Source organism: Sulfuricurvum sp., assembly GCF_049277495.1.
GTDB lineage: Bacteria > Campylobacterota > Campylobacteria > Campylobacterales > Sulfurimonadaceae > Sulfuricurvum.
Genome location: NZ_JBASYM010000027.1, coordinates 1 through 25,894 on the forward strand (window position 1 = coordinate 1; position 25,894 = coordinate 25,894).

Genomic DNA, 25,894 nt, shown 5'->3' on the forward strand with positions numbered 1-25,894 from the left:
ACTCAATGCGACACGGGATGATGCACGGATTTCAGCTGTTTCGCACATGGTAATGGTCGGTATCAGCGAAATAGGTTCTTATGCAATAGCAAATGGGCGGACAGAAGATGATCTAACGGTTATGTCCAACAGTATAGGAACACTTATTTCCAGAGGAGATGCCGCGACTACCGGTGTTAAAAGTGCCGAAGTTCATATGGACGGCGTGGCAGATTGTATTACAATCGATGTAAATACAACAGAAACAATGGAAATATTGAACGTTAGACCTAATAATAACGGTGTGAGTTCGCTATGCGATGCATTGCAGTCAACAGTCAATTGGAATCAATATCCAATGCAAATAAGGGGTGAAAGTGTTGTTCGTTAACAAACATAGAGGATTTACAATGATTGAACTTGTTTTTGTCATTGTCGTGCTGGGAATTTTGGCAGCTATTGCTATTCCCCGTCTTGCGGCTACTCGTGATGATGCTGAAGTTGCAAAAGGGCGGAGTGATGTTTCGGCGATTCGCTCTGCGATTGTCAGTGAACGGCAGGGGCGCCTTTTACAAGGTGACAGTTCCTTTATCGCTACACTTGATAATGCTGCACAAAATACACCAGATCAAGATTTATTTGATAACAACGGTTTATTGATGTACGGGATAAAATCGGCTAATCGAAACGGGCATTGGATGAAAGTCGGTGCTACGTCTTATAACTACAAAATCATGGGGACGGATGTCACTTTTGATTACAATGCAACGAGCGGACGTTTTGATTGTACTGCAGATGCAGATGTGGCTGAGTGCCGTTTATTGACCAATTGATTCGCTAAAATACCTCGGTTAGCTATAATGTTATATTAGCTAACGAGAGGATTGTATGTTTTTTTATCAAATCGCCCTTTTGGGCTCCCCTCTCGAACTGCTTACCTACCATTCTCAAAGTGTACTTATTATCGGTTCAGAAGTGGAGGTAGCGCTCTCTCGCCGTATGATAAGCGGTGTGGTGATCGAATCTGTTGAAAAACCCGGTTTTGCAACCCATATGATTAGTGCAGTATCTTCTTTTATGTATAGCGATACGCAAATCCAGAGTGCGAAGTTTATGGCGGAGTACTACGGATGCTCGTTGGGAGAAGCCCTCAACCTGTATGTCCCTTTTTCTACAGAAAGCGAACCTTTGAAGGTTGTTTCTGCGTATCCCTCTATTAACATCACGCTCTCCGAAACTCAACACAAAGCTCTCGATTTTATTCGATCGCATCCCGTATCGCTTCTTTTCGGTGATACGGGGGCAGGAAAGAGTGAAATCTATATGCGGCGGATGGATGAGATTTTAATGGAGGGGAAACGTGCGTTGCTGCTGCTTCCTGAAATATCCCTCACACCGCAGATGGAATCACGATTTAAGGCACATTTCGGCGATGCCGTGGTGCTGTGGCATTCGAAAATGACCCCGAAACAGAAAAAAGGGACATTGGAAAAAATCTATAACGGATCGGCGCATATTGTCGTCGGTCCCCGTTCGGCGCTGTTTTTGCCGATTCGTGATTTGGGACTGATTGTGGTGGATGAGGAACATGATGAGAGTTATAAATCCTCTTCCCGACCTCGTTATAATGCCCGGGACATGGCTGTTTACACGGGGAGATTACTCAAAATACCCGTTGTATTGGGAAGTGCGACTCCGAGTTTGGGAAGCTATGCCAAATATCCGTTTTTTCGTCTGAGAGGCGGGTATTTCGAATCGAAGCGTACTTTTGTATTCGAACCCTCGCTTGAAGCACTGACCCCGAGTATCGATCGCGCAGTGATGGAAAATTATAAAAAAGGGCATCAGGGGATCGTTTTCATCCCGACGCGAGCAAACTTCAAATATACCGTCTGCGATGCCTGCGGTTATCATATCGAGTGCCCTTTTTGCAGTGTGGGGATGTCTCAGCATAAAAATTCCCGTGCATTGAAATGCCATTACTGCAATTACACGGAAATCGTACCCAAAGTGTGTCCGAAATGCCAAAGCGGTGCGCTGCGTACGTCTCGGTTAGGGACGGCAGAGGCAGTGGAGCATTTCAGTGCACTTTCGGAGCAGTTGAGAGTCCAGCAGTTTGACCGCGATATTATCACGACTCAAAACAAACTGATCAAAGTTCTCGGGGCATTTAATAACCGTGAGATCGATTTGTTGGTGGGAACGCAGATGCTCTCCAAAGGGCATGATTATCATGATATTACCCTGGCTATCGTCATGGGGATCGATAATCTCCTCTCGCAAAGCGATTACCGTGCACGGGAAAAGGCATTATCGCTTTTGGTTCAGATCGCCGGGCGAAGCGGACGGAAACAAAATGCGACGGTCATCGTACAGAGTTTTAACGAGTCGTTTTTTCGCGCATATTTGGATGATTATGAGAAATTTTTAATGGATGAACTCAAAATTCGCCAAGGTCGCTACCCCCCTACGAAAAAACTTGCCCGTTTGCTGTATGCCCATAAAAATGGAATCAAAGCCAAGTCGGCAATGGAAGAGGCCGTGGGAGAAATAGAACGGATGGGGAATATTCAGATCGTAGGATTCGGAGCATCCCCTATCGAGAAGATCGCCGATAAATACCGATTCCAAATTTTACTGCGCAGTGATAAAAGTACCGATCTTATCCGTGCGGTCAAACATATCAAATCACCGCTTTGCGAGATCGATATGGACCCGATAGAGTTTACGTAACTTTAACATCTGAAAAGCTACAATCATTTTATGATAACACGATACCCTACTAAACAAATTTTTGTCGGAAATGTCGCCATCGGAGGCGATGCCCCGATTTCCGTGCAGTCGATGACCTATTCCCGTACTGCCGATGTGAGCGCTACGGTCGAGCAGATCAACCGTCTCCATTTCGCCGGATGCGATATCGTTCGCGTTGCGGTGCCGGATGAAGAAGATGCCCGCGCACTCAAAGCGATCAAAGAGCAGATTTCTCTCCCGCTTGTCGCCGATATCCATTTTAACTATAAACTCGCTCTGATTGCTGCCGAAGTGGTCGATTGCATCCGGTTTAATCCCGGGAACATCGGCGAAAAATCGCGGATCCGAGAGATTGTCAAAGCATGTCAGGAACGCCATATCCCTATCCGTATCGGGGTCAATGCGGGGAGTCTGGAAAAAGAGTTTGAACAGCGTTACGGGCAGAGTGCAGAAGGGATGGTCGCTTCGGCAGAGTACAACATCAAATATCTCGAAGATTTGGGGTTTACCGATATCAAAGTCTCGCTCAAAGCGAGTGATGTACAGCGCACGGTCGAAGCCTACCGGATGCTGCGCCCCAAAAATAATTATCCGTTTCATCTCGGGGTAACCGAAGCGGGAACGATATTTCATGCAACGATCAAAAGTGCTATCGGATTGGGAACACTGCTCCTGGAGGGGATCGGCGATACGATGCGCGTCTCCATTACGGGAGAACTCGAAGAAGAGATTAAAGTAGGGCGCGCGATCCTCAAAGACAGCGGTGTCGCGAAAGAGGGGCCGAATATTATCTCCTGCCCGACGTGCGGGCGGATTGAGGCCGATTTGGTGAGTGCGGTTGCGGTGATCGAAGAGCGTACGAAGCATATCAAGAAACCGCTCGATCTCTCCGTGATGGGGTGTGTGGTCAATGCGATCGGTGAAGCAAAACATGCCGACGTCGCGATCGCTTACGGCAAAGGATCAGGTCTGGTCATGGTACGCGGCGAAGTCGTTGCACGGCTTGATGAAGATAAACTCGTCGATCGTTTTGTCGAAGAGGTCGAAAAAATGGCTAAGGAAGAGGATTAATGGAAGAATCGTTATATAACTTAGCTTTTGAACGTTCGGTTCTCAGTTCTATTGTTTTTGATCCTGCCCAGTTTGATGAGTTTGATGCGGCATTAACGCCTGAAGACTTTTATCTCTCGGCGCATCAGGAGATCTATCGTGCGATGATGTCTCTGGCGCATCGTGATCTTCCGATCGATGAAGAGTTTCTCCGCAAAGAGCTTACGGCCAAGCAAAAATTCGATGAACGGGTGATGGTTGACATCCTAACTGCCAACCCGATCGCCAATACCAAAGCCTATGTTCAAGAGATTAAAGATAAAGCGATTAAACGTCATCTGCTGACCCTCACGACGGAAATCAAGCGGGTGACTCTCGAAGAGGAACTTAGCGGGACGGATGTTGTTGATCTCGTTGAGAAAAAGCTCTATGAGATAACGCAAAGCTCTCAAGCGACCGATTTTAAAGACGCCCCTTCCATAGCGGATGAAACATTGGCGTATATCGAAGAGATGAAGGCACGGGGAGATTCAATTCTCGTCGGCGTGGATACCGGCTATGCGGAACTCAATAAAATGACGACGGGATTCGGGAAAGGGGATCTTGTTATCATCGCTGCCCGTCCGGCAATGGGGAAAACCTCATTTGCCCTCAATATGGTTCAAAATCTTTTGGACAAAGGAAAAGGGGTTGCTTTTTTCTCTCTGGAGATGCCAGCGGAGCAGCTGATGCTGAGATTGCTCAGCGTCCAAACCTCTATCCAGCTTCAGCGTCTTCGTGTCGGGGATATGAACCCGCAGGAGTACAAACAGCTCAATGATGCGGTCGAGAAGATGCGACACTCCAAACTTTTCGTTGATGATCACGGTTCAATCAACATTCATCAGCTGCGCTCCAAATTGCGTAAACTCAAAAGCCGCCATCCCGAGATCGAAGTAGCGGTGATCGACTATCTTCAAATTATGAACGGTACGGGGGGGAAAGATCGTCACCTCGAAGTCAGTGAAATCTCGCGGGGGCTGAAGATGCTTGCCCGTGAACTCGGCATTCCGATCGTAGCCCTCTCGCAGCTCAATCGTGGTCTTGAATCGCGTGCCGACAAGCGTCCGATGCTGAGCGATATCCGTGAATCGGGATCGATTGAGCAGGATGCCGATATCATTCTCTTCGTTTACCGCAATGATGTTTATCTCTATAAAGAGGAAAAAGAGCGGGAAAAAGAGGCGATTTCTGCCGGAAAAGAGTTTATCTCCAAATACGTCGAAAAAGAGGAAGAGGAAGCCGAAATTATCATCGGTAAACAGCGTAACGGTCCGACGGGGCATGTGAAGCTGATGTTCCAGAAAAAATTCACCCGTTTCGTCGATCGTCCGACTTTTGGCGCGGCACAGATCGTCTATGAGAGTATCGATATGAAAAGTGCGACGATGAATTTGGATGATGAGAGTGTCGGGAATGTTTCAATGCCGATCATATAAAAAATTATTTATCTCTTTGGCATCCTTGGAAGCCATGCACGAAGGCAGAAGTGCCGAGAGTTGCATGAGCGATTTGCCAAAGAGATGAGATTCTTTTGTTTCTTTTCTTTCGGTAAAGAAAAGAAAGCATAAAAGGATATAAATGAGCAAGCTTGAACGTGTTGACCTTTTTGACCGTAAAAGCGGCGCTCTTTTTTTCCTCTTCCTCCTTTTGATCGCTTCTCTCTCCCTTTCATGGGAATACTTCCAATTTACCAAATTGAAACACTTTGATGATCCCTTGGTGCGTGCTGAGGTCATTGATCAGGAAGTGCGGCTGATTGGTAATAAGCCAAAAACATCGATGAAGCTCCGTCTGGAAAACGGTTCCAACGTTCGCTGTGCCATGAGCCCATATCTCCGCGATTTGCGCGGACGGGAGGTATTGGTCGAACTCCAAGTCGCAAAGGTTACTTTTTTAGATTATATGAAGGGATTTCATACACGCGGGGTCATCTATGAGGTTTATCCGGAGCTCAGTCTAAAAGAACGGTGGTATCGTCATATTGCCTCAATACATGAGGATCAAACGATGCGTGAACTTTACGGTGCATTGTTCGTCGCAACACCGATGTCGCAGGAATTTCAAGCCCTTGTGGGAGCGATGGGGCTGAGTCATATCCTATCGATCAGCGGGTACCATTACGGGATAATTTCACTGATTGCCTATTTTTTTCTCCGTCAGCCGTATCGCTGGTTTCACAATCGCTATTTTCCCTATCGCCACGGCAATCGGGACCTTTTTTTCATCGTTATCGGTATTTTATTTTTGTATCTTTGGGCATTGGAATTTATTCCGCCGATGGTAAGGGCATTCGGGATGATCGCTGTGGGATACTGGCTTTATGATCGGGGGGTTAAAATCATTTCGGTTCAGACGCTTATGATCGCGGTTGGAATATTGTTGGCTTTTTTTCCGAAACTCTTTTTTTCGCTGGGTTTTTGGTTTTCGTCGTTTGGGGTGTTATCTATTTTTATTTTTGTCCGCTATTATGAACATTGGAAGCCTTGGCAAATATTTCTTGCTTTACACTTTTGGTGCTATCTTGTCCTATTGCCGATATCACTTTCCATTTTCGGAACATTCGGATGGTGGCATATGGGTTCGATTCCCCTTGCTTTGGCCTTCAATCTCTATTATCCTGCTGTTTTAGCATTGCATCTGACACCGTGGGGTGATTTGTTTGACCCGTATCTGTTAAAACTTTTTCAAGCGGGAGATTTGCATACGATCATAATACCGATGTGGATGGGGATAGGAAGTATTCTTTTGGCTTTTGGTGCCATGCGTTGGAAAAGTGCATTTTGGGCGTTAGGTATTTTGGGCCTCACTACGCTGAGCAGCGCGGTTTATCAGATAGCATAGTTTCATTCCGTAGATGACAATAATCCAGGAAACATAGATCCATAAAAAGAAAAAGATGAGGGAGGAAAATGATCCGTACATCGTCGCATAAGTTTTGTTATAAAAAACGTATTGGATAAAACTGTTTTTGGCTATTCCCCACACAACGGCGACGATAAACGAGCTGATAGCGGCAGCTTTCGGAGAAACATCGGCATTGACCGCGATATGGTAGATGACGAAAAAAATTCCCCATAGCAGTAAGAAAGGGAAAATGGAGAGAGCATGGAGTGCTAAACCACTCATATGGGAAACCAAATAAGCTTTTAAACTCATCGAAGCAATGAGGACAATCGGCGTAAGGGTAATGAGTGTCCAATAGGTGGTAATGGCATCCCAAAGTTGTCTTTTAGGTGTTTTAAAAATTTTACTGACGATGTGTTCGAAATTTTGGAAAAACAGCAGGGAAGAGACGATCATTGTTGCAAAACCGATGACTCCCAGTTGTACCGAGTTTTGGAAAAAGGATTCGAGGTATTCGGCGACTGCGGCAGTTTGGACCGGCATCATATTGTCAAAGATAAAGATTTGAATCTTGGCATATTGCTCATTAAATACGGGAACGTTCGCAATAAGACTGAGTGAAATAATCAGCAGGGGGACAACGGTAAAAATGGTATAAAAGCTGAGGCTGGAAGCATATACGGTAATCTCCCGATCAAAAAGCATCAGGAAAAAAAGTCGAATATGTCTAAATGCCGCTTTAATAGTCATTGATTACTCAAGACCCATTTTGGATGGGTTGAGAATGTTATTCGGATCAAAAGCCCGTTTGATCGATTGGAACAGTGCCATCTCTTCAGGGGTAAATGCCATTGACATATAAGGGGCTTTGGCCAAGCCGATCCCATGTTCGCCGCTGAGGGTTCCGCCTAAATCGATGGTCGCCTGAAAGACTTCACGGATCGCTTCGTAGCCGATTTTGACCTGCTCGGGATCTTTTCCGTCGACCATGACATTGGTATGGACATTGCCATCGCCTGTATGTCCGAAGCAGGGGATGTTAATGTTATATTTTTTGGCAATGGTATAAAACCGTTCGAGCAATTCAGGAAGCGCGGATCGTGGTACGGTAACGTCTTCATTGATCTTTTTAGAACCGTATACCGAGAGCGATTGGCTCGCATTACGGCGGGCAAACCACAAATCGCTTGCTTCTTGTTTATTTTGGGCGATTTTAAACTCGCTGCATCCGTTTTCACGGAATACTTTTTCGACAAGAGCGAGCTGGAAGTCGAGGTCTTGTTCGAGATTTCCGTCCACATCGGTGACAAGAATGGCTCCGGCTTCTATAGGAAGCCCTTTATGGTAAACCTGCTCCACCGAACGGATGGTGAGGTTATCCAAAAATTCCATGGCAACCGGGGTGACACCGCTTGCCATTGTTTTATAGACGGCTTCCATTGCCTCATGCACGGTAGGGAAAATTCCCATGGCCGTTTTGGTCATTTTCGGTTTGGAAAGGAGTTTGAGAGTCACTTCGGTCGTAACGGCAAGAGTCCCTTCCGAAGCGATCAAAATACCGGTGATATTGTAACCGGCGACATCTTTGATCGTCCGTTTTCCCGCTTTGATAATATCACCGTTGGGGAGTACCGCCCGCATTGCCATGACATAGTCTTTGGTAATGCCGTATTTAGCTGCACGCATGCCGCCGGCATTTTCATTGACATTGCCGCCGATTGTTGAATATTCTTGGCTTGCCGGATCCGGCGGATAGAATAGTCCGACCTCTTCGACCGCTTTTTGAAGTTCCATATTGACAACACCCGGCTGCACTATCGCGACCATGTTTTGCATGTCAATTTCTAAAATTTTATTCATATGTTTTTCAAAAGCTAAGACAATGCCTCCGGATGAGGGAAGTGCTCCTCCGGTAAATCCGCTTCCGGCTCCGCGAGGAACAATGACGATACGGTGTTCATTGCAGTATTTGAGAATATCACTGACGTCTTGTTCATGTCGCGGGAACAAAACCATGTCGGGCTCGAATCGTTCTCGTGTTGCATCATAAGAGTAGGCAATGAGGTGAGCTTTGTCACTGTAGACATTCTCTTGCCCTAACAGGCTTGTAAAAAAATCGATGGCACTAGCTGCGAGCATCGTTATTCCTTTAGATCAAAATTGCGTAATAGTGCGCTTTTATCGCTAAATTTAGCTTTGTATAACTCATATAGCCCACGGTTCTTGGAATTGTTTAAAGCGATTTGTTCCAGATAATAAGGCTCATAGCTGTCTAATCGTGAACTTCCCGCTCCCCACCATGCCGCGCGGATTGTCGGGATACGGGTAAAGAAAGGGGTTTGCCCTTTGTCGGATGCGATTAAAGACGGAGCACTTTGGAGGAGTGCAAAATTTTTACAGTCGAGGGTAAAAAGGTTTTGGGCACTTTGGATATAAAGAAGCCCTACCGAGTTGGCGGTACAATAGTCTTTAAAATCTTCAACGAGGGGAGTCGGGTGCCCTTCATAAGAGAGATAGGTAGCATAGTTGTCCGGATGAACCCATTCGACTCCCGGGATGCTTTTGGTAATGGCATCGTAAGCCTCTTCATTTGGCGCAATCAAGAGGGCACGTTCATAGTCGTAAGCCAAAACGGCGATATCGGATACCTTCGGTTCCCAGTTGCCGCTTGGAAGTGTATTTTGACGAAGGCCGTCATAAGCACTGATGGTTAAGATGGCATGGTTATTGGCAGGATTGGCTTGTTCAACACGGGCATTGGCAATGATCGTACTGTGTGTTGCATCGAATTTTCGGATAATAAAGCCGCTCATACCCTCTTTGAGGTTTTCAGCGACAATGGTTGCCCGTGCCTTGTCGATATCAAGCAGGGGTGCAGTAATAGGTGAAGCGTTTAAAACGCTATAAGCGATAAGAGTAATAAGCCAGATGCGCATCATGGTAACCTTTTTGTAAAGTAAGTAGGGATGATTATAGCCAAACACGTCTTTGTAAATGAAATTTTTGCTATTATTTAATTCTTTTTCGCTCTCAAAGCGTATTTTGTTCAAGGACGAGAATGGGTCGTATTTTTGCATTATTGTTGTTGCCCCTTCTTCTTTTTGGCGGTTCCGTTAAACCTTTTAAATGGAATAACGGTGAAAGTTTGCTTACTTTTTTAGAGCGAAAAAAACTTCCGTTATCGATCTATTACAACCTTGATAAAGACGATCAAAAGCTGACCGAAGATATTCCCTACAGTGCCAACTGTCAAATGGTATTGGACAATAAAAACCTGATTCGTCAAATTTTGATTCCGGTGAATGATGAGTTGCAGCTGCAAATTTATCGTACACCGAAAAAGCGTTATGCGATGCAGGTTGTTCCGATTGTGAGTGAACAATATACGGAAACCCTCTATGTGCCGATTCAAACTTTACCGTATGATGATATTTTAAAGGCGACCGGATCCAAGAATCTTGCTTCGGAATTTGTCAAAATGTTTAAAGGGAAGGTCAATTTTCGAAAAGGTTTCCAAAAAGGTGACCCGATTATTTTGGTATATACCCAAAAATACCGTTTAGGAAAACCCTTTTCCATGCCGGAAGTCCACGGGGCAATGGTGGAAATCAACGGAAAGCAAGTTACGGTATATCGTCATACGGACGGCCGTTTTTACGACGCGAAGGGCGGGCAATATGAGAAGTTTTTATTTAAAATTCCGATCCGTAATCCCCGTATCACTTCTAAGTTTACGAAAAGCCGTTATCACCCGGTACTGCATCGTTACCGTGCCCATTTAGGTGTTGATTTCGGTGCCCGTCCGGGAACGCCGATTTTGGCAACGGGCGATGGACGTGTCAGTTTTGCAGGATCTTCCCATGGATACGGCAATACGATTAAAATTCGCCATTCCAACGGTTTGACCAGTCTTTATGCTCATCAAAAATCGTTTAAAAAAGGAATTCATAACGGCTCGAAGATTAAACAAGGAGACATTATCGGTTATGTAGGTTCATCCGGTCTCTCTTCGGGACCGCACTTGCATTTCGGAATGTATGATGGAAGCACGGCGATTAATCCGCTGAGTGTTATGAAAAAAACGACCGAAGGGTTTAGCGGCAAAGAGCGGAAAGCCTTTATCGCCATTCGTAACAAAATGGATCGTATATTTAAAAAAGCACTCCAAAGCAAGCCGATTCGGAAACCTTATTTGAATTTTCACGAAACATATTATGTCGACAGTGAAACTTTTAAACCAAAACCTTTTTAAAGAGACGTCATGATTCAGAACGTTGAAATACTCTCCTGTGAACATTCTGATTTTATCAAACCGAAACGGATGCAGTACCGTCAAAACAATGTTTTAAAAACATGGGATATGGTTGAGGTTCATGACAGTGTCTCGATCCTTCTTTATCATGAAGAACATGATACTTTGATCGCGGTACGGCAGTTCCGCCCTCCGGTCTATCTTAAAAACGGCGATGGCTATACATACGAGCTATGTGCCGGAATCGTTGATAAAGACAAAACACTGGCAGAAATAGCCCACGAAGAGATACTCGAAGAGTGCGGGTATTTTATTGCATTGGACCAGATCCAGCGGGTAACGTCCTTTTATACCGCCGTGGGCTTTGCAGGTGCGGTGCAGACCCTTTATTTTGCCCGAGTAAACGAGTCTATGAGAGTCAGTGACGGGGGTGGTATTGATCATGAATCAATCGAAGTCATTGAGATTCCGGTGAGTAAAGCTAAAGAGTTTGTGTTGGATGAGACCAAAGCTAAAACACCGGGATTGATGTTCGGTTTCGGATGGTTTTTGGAAGATCAACGGTAGTTCCCGCATATTGCGGGAAGTGACGAGACCGTTTAGGATTAGAATTTGTAGCTTAGAGTTGTGTAGAAATTACGTCCCGGTTCATTGAGAACGAGAGGGTCAATACCGTCTCCGGTGATGAGTTCGTTACCGATGTATCCGTTATTAACGGCATAGGTACGGTTAAAAAAGTTATTTACCCCTGCCATCAACGAGAATCCGTTTTGGAAATCGTGCCCGTATTTGAGGTTTAGGATTCCATATCCCGCAACTTCCTGTTCTCCATTGTCGCTATCGATGGTTTGAAAACGTGCGGCTAAGAATTCAGCCATTGCGTAGTCCGCAGAGTTGTCGAATACAAGAGCTACACGCCCTTTCATCGGAGGAATCTCAGCCAAATCTTTATCATTTTGTCCTAATGCATGAGGATCTTTTTTGGTCCCTTTTTGATAGGCGGCACCTGATTCGATTCGCCATTCATTGTTCAGCATGTAATCAGCTTGCAGATCCAATCCGACAATACGCGCATCAATGTTCGCCCATGTGTTGGTAGATGCCCCTGTTTTATATTGATAGATGAAATCTTTTAAATCGCTGTAAAATGCGGTCCCTTTGATATGGAAATTTCCGGCAGTATGTTCTGCTCCGAGATCAATTTCACGGTTTTTGGTAGCTTTGAGATTGTCATTTCCTCCGTTGGTGGCAGAGTTGGTATTTGCCGTTCCAGCAGTATTGACCGTAACCCAATAAAGCTCTTTGGCATCAGGAACCCGTATGGATTGGCCAAGACCCATAAAAACATTGGTATTGTCTGTGTAGTGGTATTTTGCCAAAATATTTGCACTGAAATTATTGTAGTCGCGGTCTTTAATCCCGTTAAGATAAGCGGCATTGACGGCATCGTTTAAAGCTAGAGACTGTTTAGGGTCGATGGTTGTGTCATCATAGCGTGCCCCCGCGCTCAAATCGTATTTACCGATTGATTTCGATGCTTTGGCGTATAGTGCGATGTTTTTCGTGTCAACATCCGGAATGAGGATGAATCTTGAAGGGTTTACTTTTGTCCCTTTCGTTCCGTCCCAATTACGCACACTGCCGTCTAATCCTACCGATACCGTTGTTCCGGCTAATGTCAGCGTATTTTCAATCGAAGCTCCTTTGATCGTAGCATCAACAGGAGCTACCATTGTCATTGCAGGCGTTGTAGCACTTTTTCTGAAATCGGTGCCCATGATATGTTCAACTTTTGAATGGTACCCTTCGATTTTCAGCTCGTCTGAAAAATCGGATAGATTAAACAGCTGGTATTTAACGTTGAACATATCGGTATCGTCTTTTTGCGCGTCCATTTTATATCGAGGATACAGAACATCATCGGCACGGTCGCCAAAATAGCTTAGGGTGAGTTTTTGGTTGCTTCCGATATTGCCTACAATTTTAGTCCAAAAGTTGTTTCGATCATACGCATCCATATTTTTATAGGCATCAGCGTATTTTTGCCCAGCCATGGTTGCCAAAAGATCGGTTTGCTCTGTTAGGGTGTGGCCGTTACCGTCTTTGTATTGACCCGATGTTTCACGGCTGAATCCCACAAGTGCCTGAACAGAGTCATTTCCTCCCTCAAGTACCGTGGAAAGTTTGCGGTAATCATAACTGCCGGCCGTACCGGATATTTCACCATGAATCCCTTTTGCCGGATCTTTCGTGACTACGTTGATTTTACCGCCGAGGCTTCCGAATTGTGTGACATCAAATGGCCCTTCTTGCACTTCAACAGTTTCTATTTGACTGGAAGAGACGTGCATAGCCGGAGGATCCATACGATTTGGGCAAGCACCGCATACTTTTGCATCATCGATCGTTACATTAATATTGTCTTTTCGAAAACCGCGAAGAATGATATCATTGCCGACACCGCTGTTACGAACATGGGTGATTTCCGGCAAAGTATTGGAAAGCATTTCTCCCAGATCAGACTGACGAGAGAATTTAACCATTTCATCAGCAGCTACATTTTTACTATCTGTTTTAGGTGCTGTTGCTTCAACAGTGATTTTTTGAATCGTGACAGGTTCTGTAGCAAGCGCAGCAATGGCTGCTAAAGAGAGTAGAGTTATTTTTTTCATACGCTGTAATCCTTAAGGAAATGTAAATGGATTGTAAATAAGAAGTGTTACATTAGTGTTAAATTGAGAGGATGATGCACCTATAAAGGGGTATATGTTTTTATGTTACACTTCTATTTATGAAAATGAATACAAAACAAATACTTTTAACGCTCACTCTTTTAGCGGCATCGGGCTATCTTCTCTACAGCGGATTTACCCTTTTATTCCATTCGTAGGGACACCTCTTCCGGAAACTGCATCGTTACACAGTGGAGAGAGCCGTGTTGTCGGATGAGTACGGAGCAATCGATAGGAATGATATCGCGCCCTCTAAATGCTTTTTTACAAATCTCGATTGCCTCATTATCGTGCGGGTCATTGTATACCGGGAGTAAAACCGCATCGTTAATAATCAAAAAATTTGCATAGGTGGCGGGGATCCGCTCATCGTCATAATAGTGCGGTTGACACATAGGAAGGGCGATCAGTTTGAAGGGTTCTCCGTCGATATCACGAAGCGCTTTGAGCTCATCTTCCATCTTTTTTAATGCATCGTAGTGTTCATCGTTTTGATCATGGCATTGGACATACATGATGGTATCGGTATCGATAAAACGGGCTAAGGTATCGATGTGACTGTCGGTGTCATCACCGGCTAAATAACCGTGGTTCAGCCATAATATCTGCTCTATGCCAAAGAGCTTTTTGAGCTCTTTTTCCATCTCTTTTTTATTCAAATGGGGATTGCGGTTAGGATTGAGAAGACATTCTGCCGTGGTGAGAAGAGAACCGTTGGCATTGGTCTCGATTCCTCCCCCCTCTAAAATCAAATTGATTTTTTCCATCGGTGCGCCGTAGTAAGAAGCGAGTGCCGCACTCATTGCATTATCACGGGTCGCATCAAATTTTCCGCCCCATCCGGTGAAGGTAAAGTCGAGGAGGAGGGGTTCATCCTCATCTTCATCGATGACACTCAAAACACTGCAGTCGCGAGCCCATGTGTCGTTGCTTTGGTAATGGACAAAAATAAGATTTTCATTATCGGTAAAATAGCTTTTTACAGTATCGATATCATCGCAAATAACGAGGCAGGGCTGATAACGGGCAACGGCATTTGCAATGTTGACAAAACAGCTGCGCGCCTCTTCGAGATAGGGTGCCCAATCGCTTTGCGGGTGGGGAAAAATGAGCTGGACAAAACTTTGGGGTTCAAATTCGGCGGGGAAATAACGCATTAACTTACCTTGTACTATAATTTTAACATTCTGCTCCGAACGGAGCAAGCCTGAGCGGCTAGCGTAGCCAAAGGGATATATTTCTTTAGCATTCAAACAGGAAAATAACTATGGCATCGATTAAACTTAGCCGTGAGGCACTTATTCATAATCTTGACATTATCGCACACCAAGTCGGTGGAAAAGATAAAATAGCGGTAGTTTTAAAAGATAACGCTTACGGGCACGGCGCACTGATGATAGCGCGGGCCGTTTCGGAATATGGTGTAAAGCAGGCGGTCGTACGGCTGGAGCGCGAAGCTGTAGAGATTATGGATTTTTTTGACAATGTCCTGATTTTAGGGCAAATTGCGACGCAGGCACACCCAAAAATCAGCTATGCGATCAATTCACTGGAAGAGATATCGGCGTACCCGAGCGGCGCACGCGTCGAGCTGAAAATCGATACGGGGATGCACCGAAACGGCATTGATCCGAAAGAGATTGCAAAGGCATTTGAACAGATAGCAAAATGCGGATTGGTCTGTGTCGGTGTTATGAGCCATTTCCGAAGTGCCGATGCCCTTAGTTCCGAATGGTTTTGGCAACGCAGCGTATTCCATGAGGTAAAAGTTTCAGCAGCTGCTTTGGCGAAAAAGTATGGATGGACATTGCGTTTTCACATCTCCAATTCAGCCGGAACATTCCGTTCGTCAGTATGTCATGAAGATATGGTCCGGGTAGGAATCGCGTTGTATGGATGTTTAGAGATGGATGTTAGTTTAATACAGCCCGAGTTTAAAAGCGTGCTGTCTTTGTGGGGCGATAAAATTGCGACGAGAGTGTTGAGGGCCGGAGAGCGTATCGGCTATAACGGTATTTATGAAGCAGATGTCGATGAGGTGGTCAGCACATACGATCTTGGATATGCCAACGGCTTGGACAGACTCGCTTCTAACCGCTATGTAACCCCTTCAGGCGCGGCTCTTCGCGGTCGGATTTCGATGGACAGTGCGAGTTTTGCCTGCGATACGGATCAGTTGATGATTTTTGATAATGCTAATAACTATGCGCGTGCAGTCGGGACGATCGGATACGAAATTTTGGCATGTTTGGATAAAGATTTAAAACGAGAATGGGCAGATTGAATTTGACAAACGCAGTCAAAAAGAAATTTTATTCCTTTTGATGCTTACGATGTTATTTTGATAATGGCATCGGCAAAAACGGCACCATCCAACCGCATATCGATCAGATCTTCTAAATCTTCCATCGTATCAATATACCCTAACACTTTGGCATCAAAAAGATAGTGTTCGGCTACTTTTTGTATAGCCTCGCCGTGTTTAGGAAGAACAATCAAGTACGACGCTCCTAAATTTTCACCGATGACCGCATCTGTGATTGTTTCGATATGAAGTGCATATCGGATACTGTTTAGGCGGAGATGTTCGATAATATCGAGATTTTCCGGGGTAAAAAAGAGGGTGACTACCGAATTGGACGGAGTATGCCGCAATGCTTCAACGGATTCGATATGGTAAAACGGTTGGGATGAGATATAGGGATGACCAAACAGTAACATGGTTATGCCTCCAGACATTCACGCGAGCAATAGTATTTGCCGTCACGTATCAATGTTTCTTTGACCTGTACATAGGTTCCGCATGCAGAACACGGAATCATTGCCTCATCCTGCGCATTGTCGGAAGAGGGAGGGGTGAGGCTTTTTTTCTTAAAAAATAAAAAATAGACACTGACCAATACCCCGGCCAATAGTAATAGTTTTAACATGTTTATCTCTTTATGAGCAGATAGTGACGATTCTCTGCTTCAATAATCGTGTAATCGAGTGTTTCATCAATTTCATCATACACTTTTTCCCCTTTATAAAAGAGCAAAAGGGTTCCTTCAATACAAAACGGTTCCGATAGTTTCAGAAGCATCTGTGTATCGGTAACGGCACGGGAAGTGATGAGATCATAGGGTTCGCTCACGAGCTGTTCGACTCTTAAGGCCTTGACATCAACATTGTCCAATCCCAGATCAGCTTTGACAAACTGCAAAAAGCTGGCCCGTTTGCTGAGGGGCTCAACGAGGGTGAAATGGGTTTTCGGCATGGCTATTGCCAAGATCATCCCCGGAAATCCGGCACCGGTTCCGATATCCATCGCTTTTTTAATGTCGGGCAAGAAAGTGAGCGGAGTGATTGCATCGACGATAAACTCATCGATTTGATGGAGTGTTTTTGCCCCCGTAAGATTATGGATCTTGTTCCATTTTTCGAGCAGGGTTTTGTACTGTTCGACTTTCGCAAAAAAGTCTTCGGGTACGGATATATTGCGGGTATTGACTAAAGTTTTCAGGGATTTCAAAAAGGCTATCCATTCAATAATAATATGCTGTATTAAAGGCGAAGCATAATTTTACCGTAACTTGAGCGATATTAAGCGAGGGATTTTAGGCGTTGAGCTATCAGGAGCGTTATTAGATAATGTGCCCCATCTGCTCTTTTTTAACTTTTAAATATCCCTCGTTATGCGGATTCGAATCGATAATAACGGGGACCCGTTCGGTGATTTCGACATGTAATCCCTCTACGACGATCACTTTAGCCGGGTTATTGGTAAGGAGCCGGATTTTTGTAAGACCAAAATCGTTAAAAATCTCACCGACAACGTCATACGTTCGCTGATCCGGAGCGAATCCAAGCTCGATATTGGCTTCGATGGTATTGCGCCCCTGATCTTGAAGACAATAGGCGTTGATTTTATTGAGCAGACCGATATTGCGTCCTTCTTGACGATGGTAAATTACCAGTCCGCCTTCTTGAGCAATTAATTTTAGCGCCTTGTGGAGCTGATTGTTACAGTCGCATTTGATACTTCCGAAAGTATCGCCGGTGAGGCACTCGGAATGGATCCGCACAAGCGGGGAGTCTTGAGTTTCAAAATTCTCCGTAAAAATGGCCAAATGTTCTTGAATTCCCTCTTTGTAAACACGGATTTTAAAATGGCCGTATTTACTCGGGAGATTCGCAATAGATGATTTTTCAAAAGTTGGTGTTGTCGTTTTCATGCTTGCCATTATAATCGGTGTTTCTAAAAAAAGGTTTATTAAACTAACTGGCGATACAATCTACCCTTAACTTTTCTATTGGAGTCACTTTTATGGAGCGTTTTCGCCGTACCCGTCTACATTCACATCTTCGTTCATTGGTTCGAGAAACGCATGTGAGTATTAATGATTTTATCTATCCGTTGTTTGTCCGCCCGGGCGAGGGAATTAAAACGGAAGTCTCTTCGATGCCGGGTGTTTATCAGATGAGTTTGGATGAAATCCTCAAAGAGTGTGAACTTTTACAGTCAATGGGGATTTATTCCATTATTTTATTCGGTATTCCCGAAGTCAAAGATTCCGTCGGCTCGGATGCACTGAGTGACCATGGAATTATTGCAACAGCGGTACGCGCAATCAAACATGCTTATCCTAAAATGTTTGTAGTGACCGATCTTTGTTTTTGTGAATATACCGATCATGGGCATTGCGGTATTTTGGATCATGTGCATGAGACGGTAGATAATGATTTGACCCTCGGGATTTCAGCACAGCAGGCCCTGGTACATGCCCGTGCAGGTGCTGACTTGATTGCCCCATCAGGAATGATGGACGGAATCATTACGACTCTTCGGGATGCTTTGGACAGCGGCGGATACGTGAACCTGCCGATCATGAGCTATTCGACGAAGTTTGCCAGCGGCTATTACGGACCGTTCAGAGACGTAGCCGAGTCGGTTCCGAGTTTTGGCGACCGTTCGACCTATCAGATGGATCCGGCCAATCGCCGCGAAGCGATTCGCGAAAGTTTGGCAGATGAAGCGCAGGGTGCCGATATTTTAATGGTAAAACCGGCATTGGCTTATCTGGACATTATCCGCGACATCCGAGAAGCCTCTTTGCTTCCTCTTGCCGTGTACAACGTCAGCGGCGAATATGCGATGTTAAAACACGCGGGAGCTGCCGGGCTTATCGATTATAACCGTGTAATGATGGAAACAATGGTAGGGTTTAAACGTGCAGGTGCCGATATTATTATCAGTTATCATGCTAAAGAAGTGGCTAAGCTGCTTTCTTAATTTGAAGGAGAAAGGCGATTGCAGCCTTTTGAATATGCTTGCCATCAGGCAGTGAAACTTGCCTAAGCTGAGCTGAAATTGTTAATGAAATATTTTTATGATATGATTGTTTTTTGTATCGAAGGAAAGACGTGAGACATTTTTTAACGTTAAAAGATTATACCAAAGAAGAGATCTTAGAGATTTTGGAATTGGGCTTAGAGATTAAAAAAGAGGTTAAAGCCAAAGAACTGAAGCCCCGTTTAGCGGGACAAACCTTGGCCATGATCTTTGAAAAAAGTTCTACGCGTACCCGTGTCAGTTTTGAAGTGGGCATGTATCAGCTCGGCGGTCATGCGCTTTTTCTCTCCAATCGTGATATTCACTTGGGACGGGGCGAACCGGTCAAAGATACGGCACGTGTTATCTCTTCCATGTGTGATATGGTGATGATCCGAACTTATGAGCAGTCAATGCTTGAAGAGTTCGCTCTGCATTCCAAAGTCCCCGTCATTAACGGATTGAGCGACAGCTATCATCCGGTGCAGCTTTTGGCTGATTTCATGACGATGATGGAATGCGGCAAAGATAAAAATCCGATCGTCGCCTATGTCGGTGACGGTAACAATATGACGCACTCATGGCTAATGCTTGCCGCTAAACTTGGATTTGAATTGCGTATTGCAACGCCTAAAGGGTACGAGTGCGATCCGGCTGTCATTGCCGATGCGCTCTCTCTCGCGGAACAAAGCGGGGCGAAAATCACGATAACGAATGACCCGAAAATTGCGGTCAGCGGTTCGACTGTCGTGACGACGGACACCTGGATCTCTATGGGGCAAGAAGAAGAAAAAGCACAGCGTATACGGGCCTTTGAAGGCTATATTGTAGACGAAGGGCTGATGGCGCTTGCAGCAGAGGATGCTGTATTCTTACATTGTCTTCCGGCATATCGCGGAGTTGAAGTAAGCGAAGCGGTCTTGGAAGGCTCACAGAGTTTGATTTTCGAAGAGGCAGAAAACCGTTTGCATGCGCAAAAAGGGCTAATGGTTTGGTTGGATAAACATCGTTAAGGAGTACCAATGCGTTTAATATGGCTATTGACAATTATAGGTTTGAACCTTTACGCCGCAGATGTCGTGAAGGTCGGAGACAAGTTCAAAAATTCAGGCAAATGTAAAGCCTGTCATAGCCATATTGTGAAACAATGGGAAGGCTCATGGCATGCAAAGTCCCATTATGACAATGATGAATATTTCCGAAAAACGACGGACTATGTTGCTCGTAAGAATAATCGCAAATCACTCAACTCGATTAAGATCGAGTGTGCCGCATGCCATAATCCACGAATCTCCGTCACCTCTACCAACAGCGATTATGAAGCGATTGCGTCACTCCACCTGGATAAAGATTCTGCCGCAACGAAAGCACTTAACAGTGATGGCATTGCCGAAGGGATCAATTGTGTCGTTTGTCACAATGTCGATCAGATCCATGATAGCCTTCCTGATTCTGAGCGGGGAATCCATCGCGTCAGTTGGAACAAATCCGGATTAATGAGCGGCCCTTTTGCGGATGCCTCATCACCGTACCACAAAGTACAGCAACGTGATTTTATGGATACGAACCCGAACCAGCTTTGTTTCGTTTGCCATGCCAATGACACTTCGGAAGAGGGACACCGCTTTACCGATATGCAATCCGAATTTAAAAGCGATGGAAAACAATGTGTCGACTGTCATATGGGCACACGGAAAGAGGGAGTTGCAGCGACATTGCGAGATGTGAATGGAAAAGTGCATAAGCGGATGATTCGTGAGCATAAGTTTCAAGGCGGACATGTTGAGAGTATGTGGCAAGGAGCATTAGGGGTGAGTGCGAGAAAAAATGGACGCTTACTCGAAGTTACTTTGAATAATCCGCAGCCTCATGCATTGCCCAGCGGATTCGGATCGCGAGAAATTTTGGTGGAAGCGCAGTATTTGAACGGAACAAAGATTATCAAAACAGAGGTCTTGTCGCTAACATCACATTATCTCAGTAAGCGTGGGAAACCGACAATCCCCCATTTGGCAGAAAAAACGGTAGAGAGTATCTCTATTCCTGCTCAGGGTACTAAAACGTTTTCAATACCTCTGATTACAGGTGCGAATAAAGTCATTATTACAGTTTCGTATCGATTGGTAAATGATGAAGTTCGGGGATTGTTAGATCTTAAAGATCCCATTTGGTCGAAGAAGATGCTGATTAAAAAGATTAGTCTAAAACTGTAAGTAGAGAAGATTTCTGCCCGAGTAGGCAAGCTTTAGTGCCATAGCGCTTAGCATAGCCAAAGGAATAAAATCCCTTTGGCGTTCAAAACAAACTAGTTCATCTCGACTTTGATGATAAGATCATTGCCTTCTTCGACAACAGTGAAGTTGTGTTTTTGACAAAATGTTTCATTCATCTCTTCCGTCCATTCTTTAGCTTCGATCATCGCATCATCTTTGTTCTCAAACGTTTTAATACTTTCCATTCCGCTTCGTTTAAAACAGCCGCACTCTTTTTCCATTTTCACATTGAACATTTTGACTCCTAAATTTTAAGTGTTATTTTCGGAAGTATAGTTTTAAAAGATTAAATATTTTAAACAAAATAGAGACGATTTGAAACTAAAGGTTGTCTTTATCTTTTGCTAAAGTATAGTTATCAGTCTTATTTATGAATTATTCAGCTATAATTCCATTTGAATTTGGGTACCTTCTAAAGATATGCGAGCATATTTTTCAAAGGTGCCCTCGCGGATGAGAATCCAACTTATCCTCACTAAATTTCTCTCCCCCATGAGTGGGCAAGCGTAACTGGCCGGAAATAGGTTTTCCGGTGGCGTATATATAAAGGTAAATCATGAACGTAATAGAAACACCAATCACAGAAGAAAATCTCGCGACATTTGAAGATTTCGGTCTCCGCGATGAGATTATGCAAAGTATCCGCCATGCCGGATTCAAAACACCAAGTCCAATCCAGCAAATGGTTATTCCGGTTATTATGGAAGGGCGTGACGTTGTAGGACAAGCCCATACCGGTACCGGTAAAACAGCTGCTTTCGGTCTTCCTGCATTGAATAAAATGCATTTGAAAGGGGGAATCGAAACCCTCATCATCACTCCGACACGTGAATTGGCAAACCAAGTCAGTGATGAAATTTTTAAATACGGCAAGCACTTGGGTGCACGTACCGTAACGATTTACGGCGGATCATCATACAACCGTCAAATGGATTTGATCGAGCGCGGCGCACAAGTGATCATTGCAACTCCGGGTCGTCTATTGGACATGTTGAGCCGTAATATGTTGAAAGGATTTACTCCTTCAACCGTTATTTTGGATGAAGCTGACGAAATGCTCGATATGGGCTTTTTGGATGATATCAACGAAATTTTCTCATATTTGCCGACTGAGCGCCAAACATTGCTCTTTTCTGCAACCATGCCGGCTCCGATCAAACAATTGGCTGAGCGTATTCTAGTCAATCCGTTTTTTGCATCGATTACTAAATCAGAAACGACCAATACCGATATCACACAGCAATATTACGTAATTGAAGAGTCTGAGCGTGACGATGCAATCATCCGTTTGATGGATTCTGAAGATGCGAAAAAAACAGTCGTATTCTGCCGAACCAAAAAAGAGGTAGACCGCCTTTCGAATGTTCTTTCAGCTGCTGGATATATGGCAAAAGGTTTACATGGTGACATGGAGCAGCGTCAACGTGAAAGCGTTATCAAAGGGCTTAAAACCGATGCGGTTGACGTATTGATCGCGACCGACGTTGCGGCGCGCGGATTGCACATTGATGATGTTACTCACGTTTTCAACTACCATATTCCGTTTGACCCTGAGAGTTATGTCCACCGTATCGGTCGTACAGGACGTGCGGGTAAAAAAGGGGTTGCAATTACTCTTGTAACGCCAATGGAATTTAAAGAGCTTCAGCGTATCCGTTCAAAAGTAGGAACGACAATGGAGCACGCATATATTCCAAGCAAATTGGATGTCAAAGAGGCGCAAGTTACCCGTCTTGTTCGTGAAATTGAAAAACAGCATGTCTATGATGAAGCGCACAAAGTGCTTGATTTGTTAAAACAAGATTATGACCAAGAGCAAATCGCTTATAAGTTGATCTCTGTTTTAATGGAGCGTAATACGGTACAAGGACCGAATAATATCGGTATTGCAGCGGAACGTTTAGAAAAAATTCTAAGTAATCTAGCAAGCCGTGGTGACCGTGGTGGACAACGCAGCGGCGGATTCAATCGTAACCGCAGTGGCGGCGGCGGTGGATACCGTGGTAATAACGACCGTAACTCAAGCGGCGGCGGATATCGCGGTAACAATGACCGTAATGCTGCAGGCGGTGAACGCAGCGGTAGCGGTGAAAGAAGCGGCGGTGGCGAACGTGGTGGAAATGATCGCGGAGATCGTTCACGCAGCTTTAGCGGCGGCGGGAATCGTTCAAGCAGCAGCAAGCCTAGAAGCTAATTCACCTTTTAAACTCTCTATAAACGGCTCCATCGGAGCTGTTTTCAAACTACCTTCTCTTTGTTTAACTCCCCACATCGGTTCCGGAAAGTAACTGTCATTTTCAAATCTTCCCATAATATGCCAATGGACTCTCGGCAGCATATTGCCAAATGATGCAATATTGATTTTATCGGGTTTAAAATAGGCTAACATCTCTTTTTCGATGATATCCAGACATAACCAAATAGCTTTTTTTTCTTCACTGCTGCATTCGGAAAATTCTTTATGTGGGGTATGGGTAAAAATTTTAAGCCAGGGGATTTCACTTTCGTGAATTTCAATGTAGATAAGAGGGTTGGAATAAATCATATTAGACCTTTAATGAGATCTAATATTGTAGCGAGACTTTTTTAGCGGATACCTTTACCTGCGAAGGGAACAAGGGCACTTCCCCAGGTTAATCCGCCGCCAAATGCATCAAGGAGCATCAAATCGCCTTGCTGCAGGCGACCTGACTCATAAATATCATTAATAGCCATTGGAATCGATGCTCCGGAAGTATTGCCGTATTTCTCTACCGTTAATACGACCTGCTCGTCGGAGAGGTTCAATGCATCTCCTACCGCTTTGATAATACGGTAGTTCGCCTGATGAGGAATAAAATGGGCAATAGAAGATGACGCAATATTATTTTGCTCCAAAATATCGATAACGTCATTGGTGAGGGTACGTACTGCGACTTTAAACGTTTCATTCCCCTTCATCCGCATAAAACATCCTGCAGCTTCGCGATCCAGTTCATCATGAACCGATCCGCTTCCGCCGTTTGGTGTCATCAATAAATCAGCATACGAACCGTCAGATCCGGTATGGACATCGATGATGGACTCATTTTTTTCGGTGGATGCACTGATAATCGCCGCTCCGGCTCCGTCACCGAACAAGATACAGGTTCCGCGGTCCGTGTAATCGGTAATGGTACTGAGTCTCTCGGCTCCTACGATAAGGATATTTTTTTTCATACCCGACTCAATAAAAGCTTTTGCAATGTTTAGGGCATAAACAAAACCGGTACAGGCAGCAGATATGTCGAATGCAGTGATTTTCTCAAGTCCCAGTTTTGTGGCAATGATAGTGGCCGTCGAAGGCATACAAAAATAATCAGGTGATATGGTTGCACAGATGAGCATATCGATTTCATTTTTTGCGAGGCCGGAACGTTCAATGGCAAGCTCTGCCGCTTTTACACCCATATCGCTCGTTGTTTCATTTTCGGCGGCAATATGGCGTTCTTTGATTCCGGTACGTTTTGTAATCCACTCATCACTTGTATCGACAAGTGTTTCGAGTTCGGCATTGGTGAGAATTTTAGAAGGAACGTAAGCCCCGATGGAACGAAATGCAGCGTACATAATTAGCCTTTATAAGGGATCGAAGTTTATTGTTTAAGCTCTTCGAGCCGTTTTTCAATATGCTCGTTTACCCCGTTATCCACATAACGGATCGCTTGAAATATTGCATTTTTGATGGCTTTCGGATTGCTTTTGCCATGACTGACGATAGCACACCCTTTGATACCGACCAAAGGAGCTCCGCCGATCTCAGCATAATCAATCTCTTTTTTCAAAAGTTTGAATACTTTGCGCATCAAAAGAGCACCGGTAATCGCAATAGGAGATTTTCGGATATATTGTTTGATAAAGAAACTGATAGTGGAAGCTACCCCTTCAGAAGCTTTAAGGACGAGATTTCCGATAAAACCGTCACAGATAATGACATCGCAGCTGCCGTCGAAGATATTGTTTCCTTCAACGTTGCCGATAAATCCTTTTTGTCCTTCGAGCATTTTAAATGCCTCTTTCGTGACTTCATTTCCTTTGGAATCTTCTTCGCCGTTGGCAAGCAAACCAACACGCGGAGCACTCAGTTTGAACATATCCTGCGCGTAGTAGTATCCCATGATCCCAAATTGGAAAAGGTGTTCGGCTTTACAGTCGACATTTGCACCGGCATCCATCAATATACTGCGTTTTCCGCTTTTTGTAGGCATAGATGTTACCAATGCCGGGCGCAGTACATTTTTAAGCCGTCCCAGACGTAATGTCGCTAATGTCATGGTAGCACCGCTATGTCCGGCACTTACCACCCCATCGGCTTCTCCGTTTCTGACAAGTTCGACAGCTTTATAGATAGAGCTGTCTTGCCGTTTAAGAGCATCAGTAGCTGCGTCACCCATATCGATGACATCATTTGCTTCAATTATTAAAATTTTATCTTTATAGCCCTTGGGTAATAGAGATAAAATCTCATCTTTTTTACCAACTAGAATCGGTTGAAAACTCTTTTCTTTAAGTGCTTCAAGTGTCCCTTTAACAATCGGTTCGGGACCGAAGTCCCCGCCCATTGCATCAATTGCAATTCTAATCATCGATTATTTATACTCACCGGTTGTCGGGTTGACATAGTGAGACAATTTGTACG

General features: G+C 44.5%; 26 protein-coding genes. 13 read left to right on the forward strand and 13 right to left on the reverse strand.

The window, feature by feature from the left end; genetic code table 11:
• From WAO38_RS05785 to WAO38_RS05810, 6 genes are all read left to right on the forward strand, one after another.
• Positions 1 to 370: hypothetical protein (locus WAO38_RS05785; protein ID WP_422235223.1), on the forward strand; the 370-nt coding region annotated here is incomplete at its 5' end.
• A 19-nt stretch (positions 371 to 389) separates the two neighbouring features.
• Positions 390 to 812 carry a type II secretion system protein gene (locus WAO38_RS05790; RefSeq protein ID WP_422235225.1) on the forward strand — a complete coding sequence of 141 codons (423 nt, stop codon included), beginning with the start codon at positions 390 to 392 and terminating at the stop codon, positions 810 to 812.
• 55 nt (positions 813 to 867) lie between these two features.
• Positions 868 to 2,712: a primosomal protein N' gene (locus WAO38_RS05795; RefSeq protein ID WP_422235227.1), complete on the forward strand. Its 1,845-nt coding sequence runs from the start codon at positions 868 to 870 to the stop codon at positions 2,710 to 2,712.
• A gap of 30 nt (positions 2,713 to 2,742) precedes the next feature.
• Entirely contained in the window at positions 2,743 to 3,804 is a 1,062-nt protein-coding gene (gene ispG / locus WAO38_RS05800; RefSeq protein WP_422235228.1) for a flavodoxin-dependent (E)-4-hydroxy-3-methylbut-2-enyl-diphosphate synthase, read from the forward strand.
• The gene (locus WAO38_RS05805; RefSeq protein WP_422235230.1) at positions 3,804 to 5,261 is read left to right on the forward strand and encodes a replicative DNA helicase; all 1,458 of its coding nucleotides are present in this window, start codon (positions 3,804 to 3,806) and stop codon (positions 5,259 to 5,261) included. Before ispG ends, WAO38_RS05805 begins: the two co-directional genes overlap by 1 nt.
• Before the next feature lie 142 nt (positions 5,262 to 5,403).
• Entirely contained in the window at positions 5,404 to 6,666 is a 1,263-nt protein-coding gene (locus WAO38_RS05810) for a ComEC/Rec2 family competence protein (protein WP_422235232.1), read from the forward strand.
• Here WAO38_RS05810 and WAO38_RS05815 read toward each other — a convergent pair.
• Genes WAO38_RS05815 through WAO38_RS05825 form a run of 3 tightly spaced genes read right to left on the reverse strand, consistent with a single transcriptional unit; the run spans position 6,613 to position 9,608 of the window.
• Positions 6,613 to 7,419, reverse strand: a complete 807-nt coding sequence (locus tag WAO38_RS05815) for a YihY/virulence factor BrkB family protein (RefSeq protein ID WP_422235234.1) — start codon at positions 7,417 to 7,419, stop codon at positions 6,613 to 6,615. The genes WAO38_RS05810 and WAO38_RS05815 overlap by 54 nt on opposite strands.
• 3 nt (positions 7,420 to 7,422) lie before the next feature.
• Positions 7,423 to 8,808, reverse strand: a complete 1,386-nt coding sequence (locus tag WAO38_RS05820) for an FAD-linked oxidase C-terminal domain-containing protein (protein ID WP_422235236.1) — start codon at positions 8,806 to 8,808, stop codon at positions 7,423 to 7,425.
• Positions 8,809 to 8,810: 2 nt separating this feature from the next.
• Positions 8,811 to 9,608, reverse strand: a complete 798-nt coding sequence (locus tag WAO38_RS05825; RefSeq protein WP_422235238.1) for a plasminogen-binding N-terminal domain-containing protein — start codon at positions 9,606 to 9,608, stop codon at positions 8,811 to 8,813.
• A 119-nt stretch (positions 9,609 to 9,727) separates the two neighbouring features.
• Between WAO38_RS05825 and WAO38_RS05830 the strand changes: the two genes are divergently transcribed.
• Positions 9,728 to 10,921 (forward strand): peptidoglycan DD-metalloendopeptidase family protein, encoded by a 1,194-nt coding sequence (locus WAO38_RS05830; RefSeq protein ID WP_422235240.1) that lies wholly within the window; start codon positions 9,728 to 9,730, stop codon positions 10,919 to 10,921.
• A gap of 9 nt (positions 10,922 to 10,930) precedes the next feature.
• The gene (locus WAO38_RS05835) at positions 10,931 to 11,488 is read left to right on the forward strand and encodes an NUDIX domain-containing protein (protein WP_422235242.1); all 558 of its coding nucleotides are present in this window, start codon (positions 10,931 to 10,933) and stop codon (positions 11,486 to 11,488) included.
• A gap of 38 nt (positions 11,489 to 11,526) precedes the next feature.
• Here the strand turns inward: WAO38_RS05835 and WAO38_RS05840 are convergent, their stop codons facing one another.
• Both WAO38_RS05840 and WAO38_RS05845 read right to left on the reverse strand, forming a co-directional pair.
• On the reverse strand, positions 11,527 to 13,593 hold the full coding sequence (locus WAO38_RS05840; RefSeq protein ID WP_422235243.1) for a TonB-dependent receptor domain-containing protein: 2,067 nt from the start codon (positions 13,591 to 13,593) through the stop codon (positions 11,527 to 11,529).
• 203 nt (positions 13,594 to 13,796) lie between these two features.
• Positions 13,797 to 14,810 carry an agmatine deiminase family protein gene (locus tag WAO38_RS05845; protein WP_422235245.1) on the reverse strand — a complete coding sequence of 338 codons (1,014 nt, stop codon included), beginning with the start codon at positions 14,808 to 14,810 and terminating at the stop codon, positions 13,797 to 13,799.
• A gap of 110 nt (positions 14,811 to 14,920) precedes the next feature.
• On the opposite strand from WAO38_RS05845, the gene WAO38_RS05850 reads away from it, so the two are divergent.
• On the forward strand, positions 14,921 to 15,937 hold the full coding sequence (locus WAO38_RS05850) for an alanine racemase (protein ID WP_422235247.1): 1,017 nt from the start codon (positions 14,921 to 14,923) through the stop codon (positions 15,935 to 15,937).
• 44 nt (positions 15,938 to 15,981) lie between these two features.
• On the opposite strand, the gene WAO38_RS05855 is transcribed toward WAO38_RS05850, so the two are convergent.
• The 4 genes from WAO38_RS05855 to ribA all read right to left on the reverse strand — a co-directional run bounded on the left by WAO38_RS05855 (position 15,982) and on the right by ribA (position 17,876).
• Positions 15,982 to 16,374 (reverse strand): hypothetical protein, encoded by a 393-nt coding sequence (locus WAO38_RS05855; RefSeq protein WP_422235249.1) that lies wholly within the window; start codon positions 16,372 to 16,374, stop codon positions 15,982 to 15,984.
• A 2-nt stretch (positions 16,375 to 16,376) separates the two neighbouring features.
• Positions 16,377 to 16,583, reverse strand: coding sequence for a PP0621 family protein (locus tag WAO38_RS05860; protein ID WP_422235251.1), 207 nt, complete (start codon positions 16,581 to 16,583; stop codon positions 16,377 to 16,379).
• 2 nt (positions 16,584 to 16,585) lie between these two features.
• Positions 16,586 to 17,164, reverse strand: coding sequence for a 16S rRNA (guanine(527)-N(7))-methyltransferase RsmG (gene rsmG, locus WAO38_RS05865; protein ID WP_422235253.1), 579 nt, complete (start codon positions 17,162 to 17,164; stop codon positions 16,586 to 16,588).
• 112 nt (positions 17,165 to 17,276) lie between these two features.
• Complete coding sequence (gene ribA / locus WAO38_RS05870; protein WP_422235255.1) at positions 17,277 to 17,876, reverse strand: GTP cyclohydrolase II; 600 nt, start codon at positions 17,874 to 17,876, stop codon at positions 17,277 to 17,279.
• Positions 17,877 to 17,959: 83 nt separating this feature from the next.
• Between ribA and hemB the strand changes: the two genes are divergently transcribed.
• The 3 genes from hemB (at position 17,960) to WAO38_RS05885 (ending at position 21,177) form a co-directional block, all read left to right on the forward strand.
• Entirely contained in the window at positions 17,960 to 18,925 is a 966-nt protein-coding gene (gene hemB / locus WAO38_RS05875) for a porphobilinogen synthase (protein ID WP_422235257.1), read from the forward strand.
• A gap of 131 nt (positions 18,926 to 19,056) precedes the next feature.
• The gene (gene argF / locus WAO38_RS05880) at positions 19,057 to 19,977 is read left to right on the forward strand and encodes an ornithine carbamoyltransferase (protein ID WP_422235259.1); all 921 of its coding nucleotides are present in this window, start codon (positions 19,057 to 19,059) and stop codon (positions 19,975 to 19,977) included.
• Between the two features lie 9 nt (positions 19,978 to 19,986).
• Positions 19,987 to 21,177 (forward strand): multiheme c-type cytochrome, encoded by a 1,191-nt coding sequence (locus WAO38_RS05885; protein WP_422235260.1) that lies wholly within the window; start codon positions 19,987 to 19,989, stop codon positions 21,175 to 21,177.
• A gap of 92 nt (positions 21,178 to 21,269) precedes the next feature.
• Here WAO38_RS05885 and WAO38_RS05890 read toward each other — a convergent pair whose 3' ends face one another.
• Positions 21,270 to 21,473 carry a hypothetical protein gene (locus WAO38_RS05890; protein ID WP_422235262.1) on the reverse strand — a complete coding sequence of 68 codons (204 nt, stop codon included), beginning with the start codon at positions 21,471 to 21,473 and terminating at the stop codon, positions 21,270 to 21,272.
• Between the two features lie 320 nt (positions 21,474 to 21,793).
• On the opposite strand from WAO38_RS05890, the gene WAO38_RS05895 reads away from it, so the two are divergent.
• Positions 21,794 to 23,431: a DEAD/DEAH box helicase gene (locus WAO38_RS05895; RefSeq protein ID WP_422235264.1), complete on the forward strand. Its 1,638-nt coding sequence runs from the start codon at positions 21,794 to 21,796 to the stop codon at positions 23,429 to 23,431.
• On the opposite strand, the gene WAO38_RS05900 is transcribed toward WAO38_RS05895, so the two are convergent.
• Genes WAO38_RS05900 through plsX form a run of 3 tightly spaced genes read right to left on the reverse strand, consistent with a single transcriptional unit; the run spans position 23,405 to position 25,841 of the window.
• Complete coding sequence (locus WAO38_RS05900) at positions 23,405 to 23,782, reverse strand: HIT family protein (RefSeq protein WP_422235266.1); 378 nt, start codon at positions 23,780 to 23,782, stop codon at positions 23,405 to 23,407. The genes WAO38_RS05895 and WAO38_RS05900 overlap by 27 nt on opposite strands.
• Before the next feature lie 41 nt (positions 23,783 to 23,823).
• Complete coding sequence (locus WAO38_RS05905; RefSeq protein ID WP_422235270.1) at positions 23,824 to 24,828, reverse strand: beta-ketoacyl-ACP synthase III; 1,005 nt, start codon at positions 24,826 to 24,828, stop codon at positions 23,824 to 23,826.
• Between the two features lie 23 nt (positions 24,829 to 24,851).
• Complete coding sequence (gene plsX, locus WAO38_RS05910) at positions 24,852 to 25,841, reverse strand: phosphate acyltransferase PlsX (protein ID WP_422235268.1); 990 nt, start codon at positions 25,839 to 25,841, stop codon at positions 24,852 to 24,854.
• Between the last annotated feature and the right edge of the window lie 53 nt (positions 25,842 to 25,894).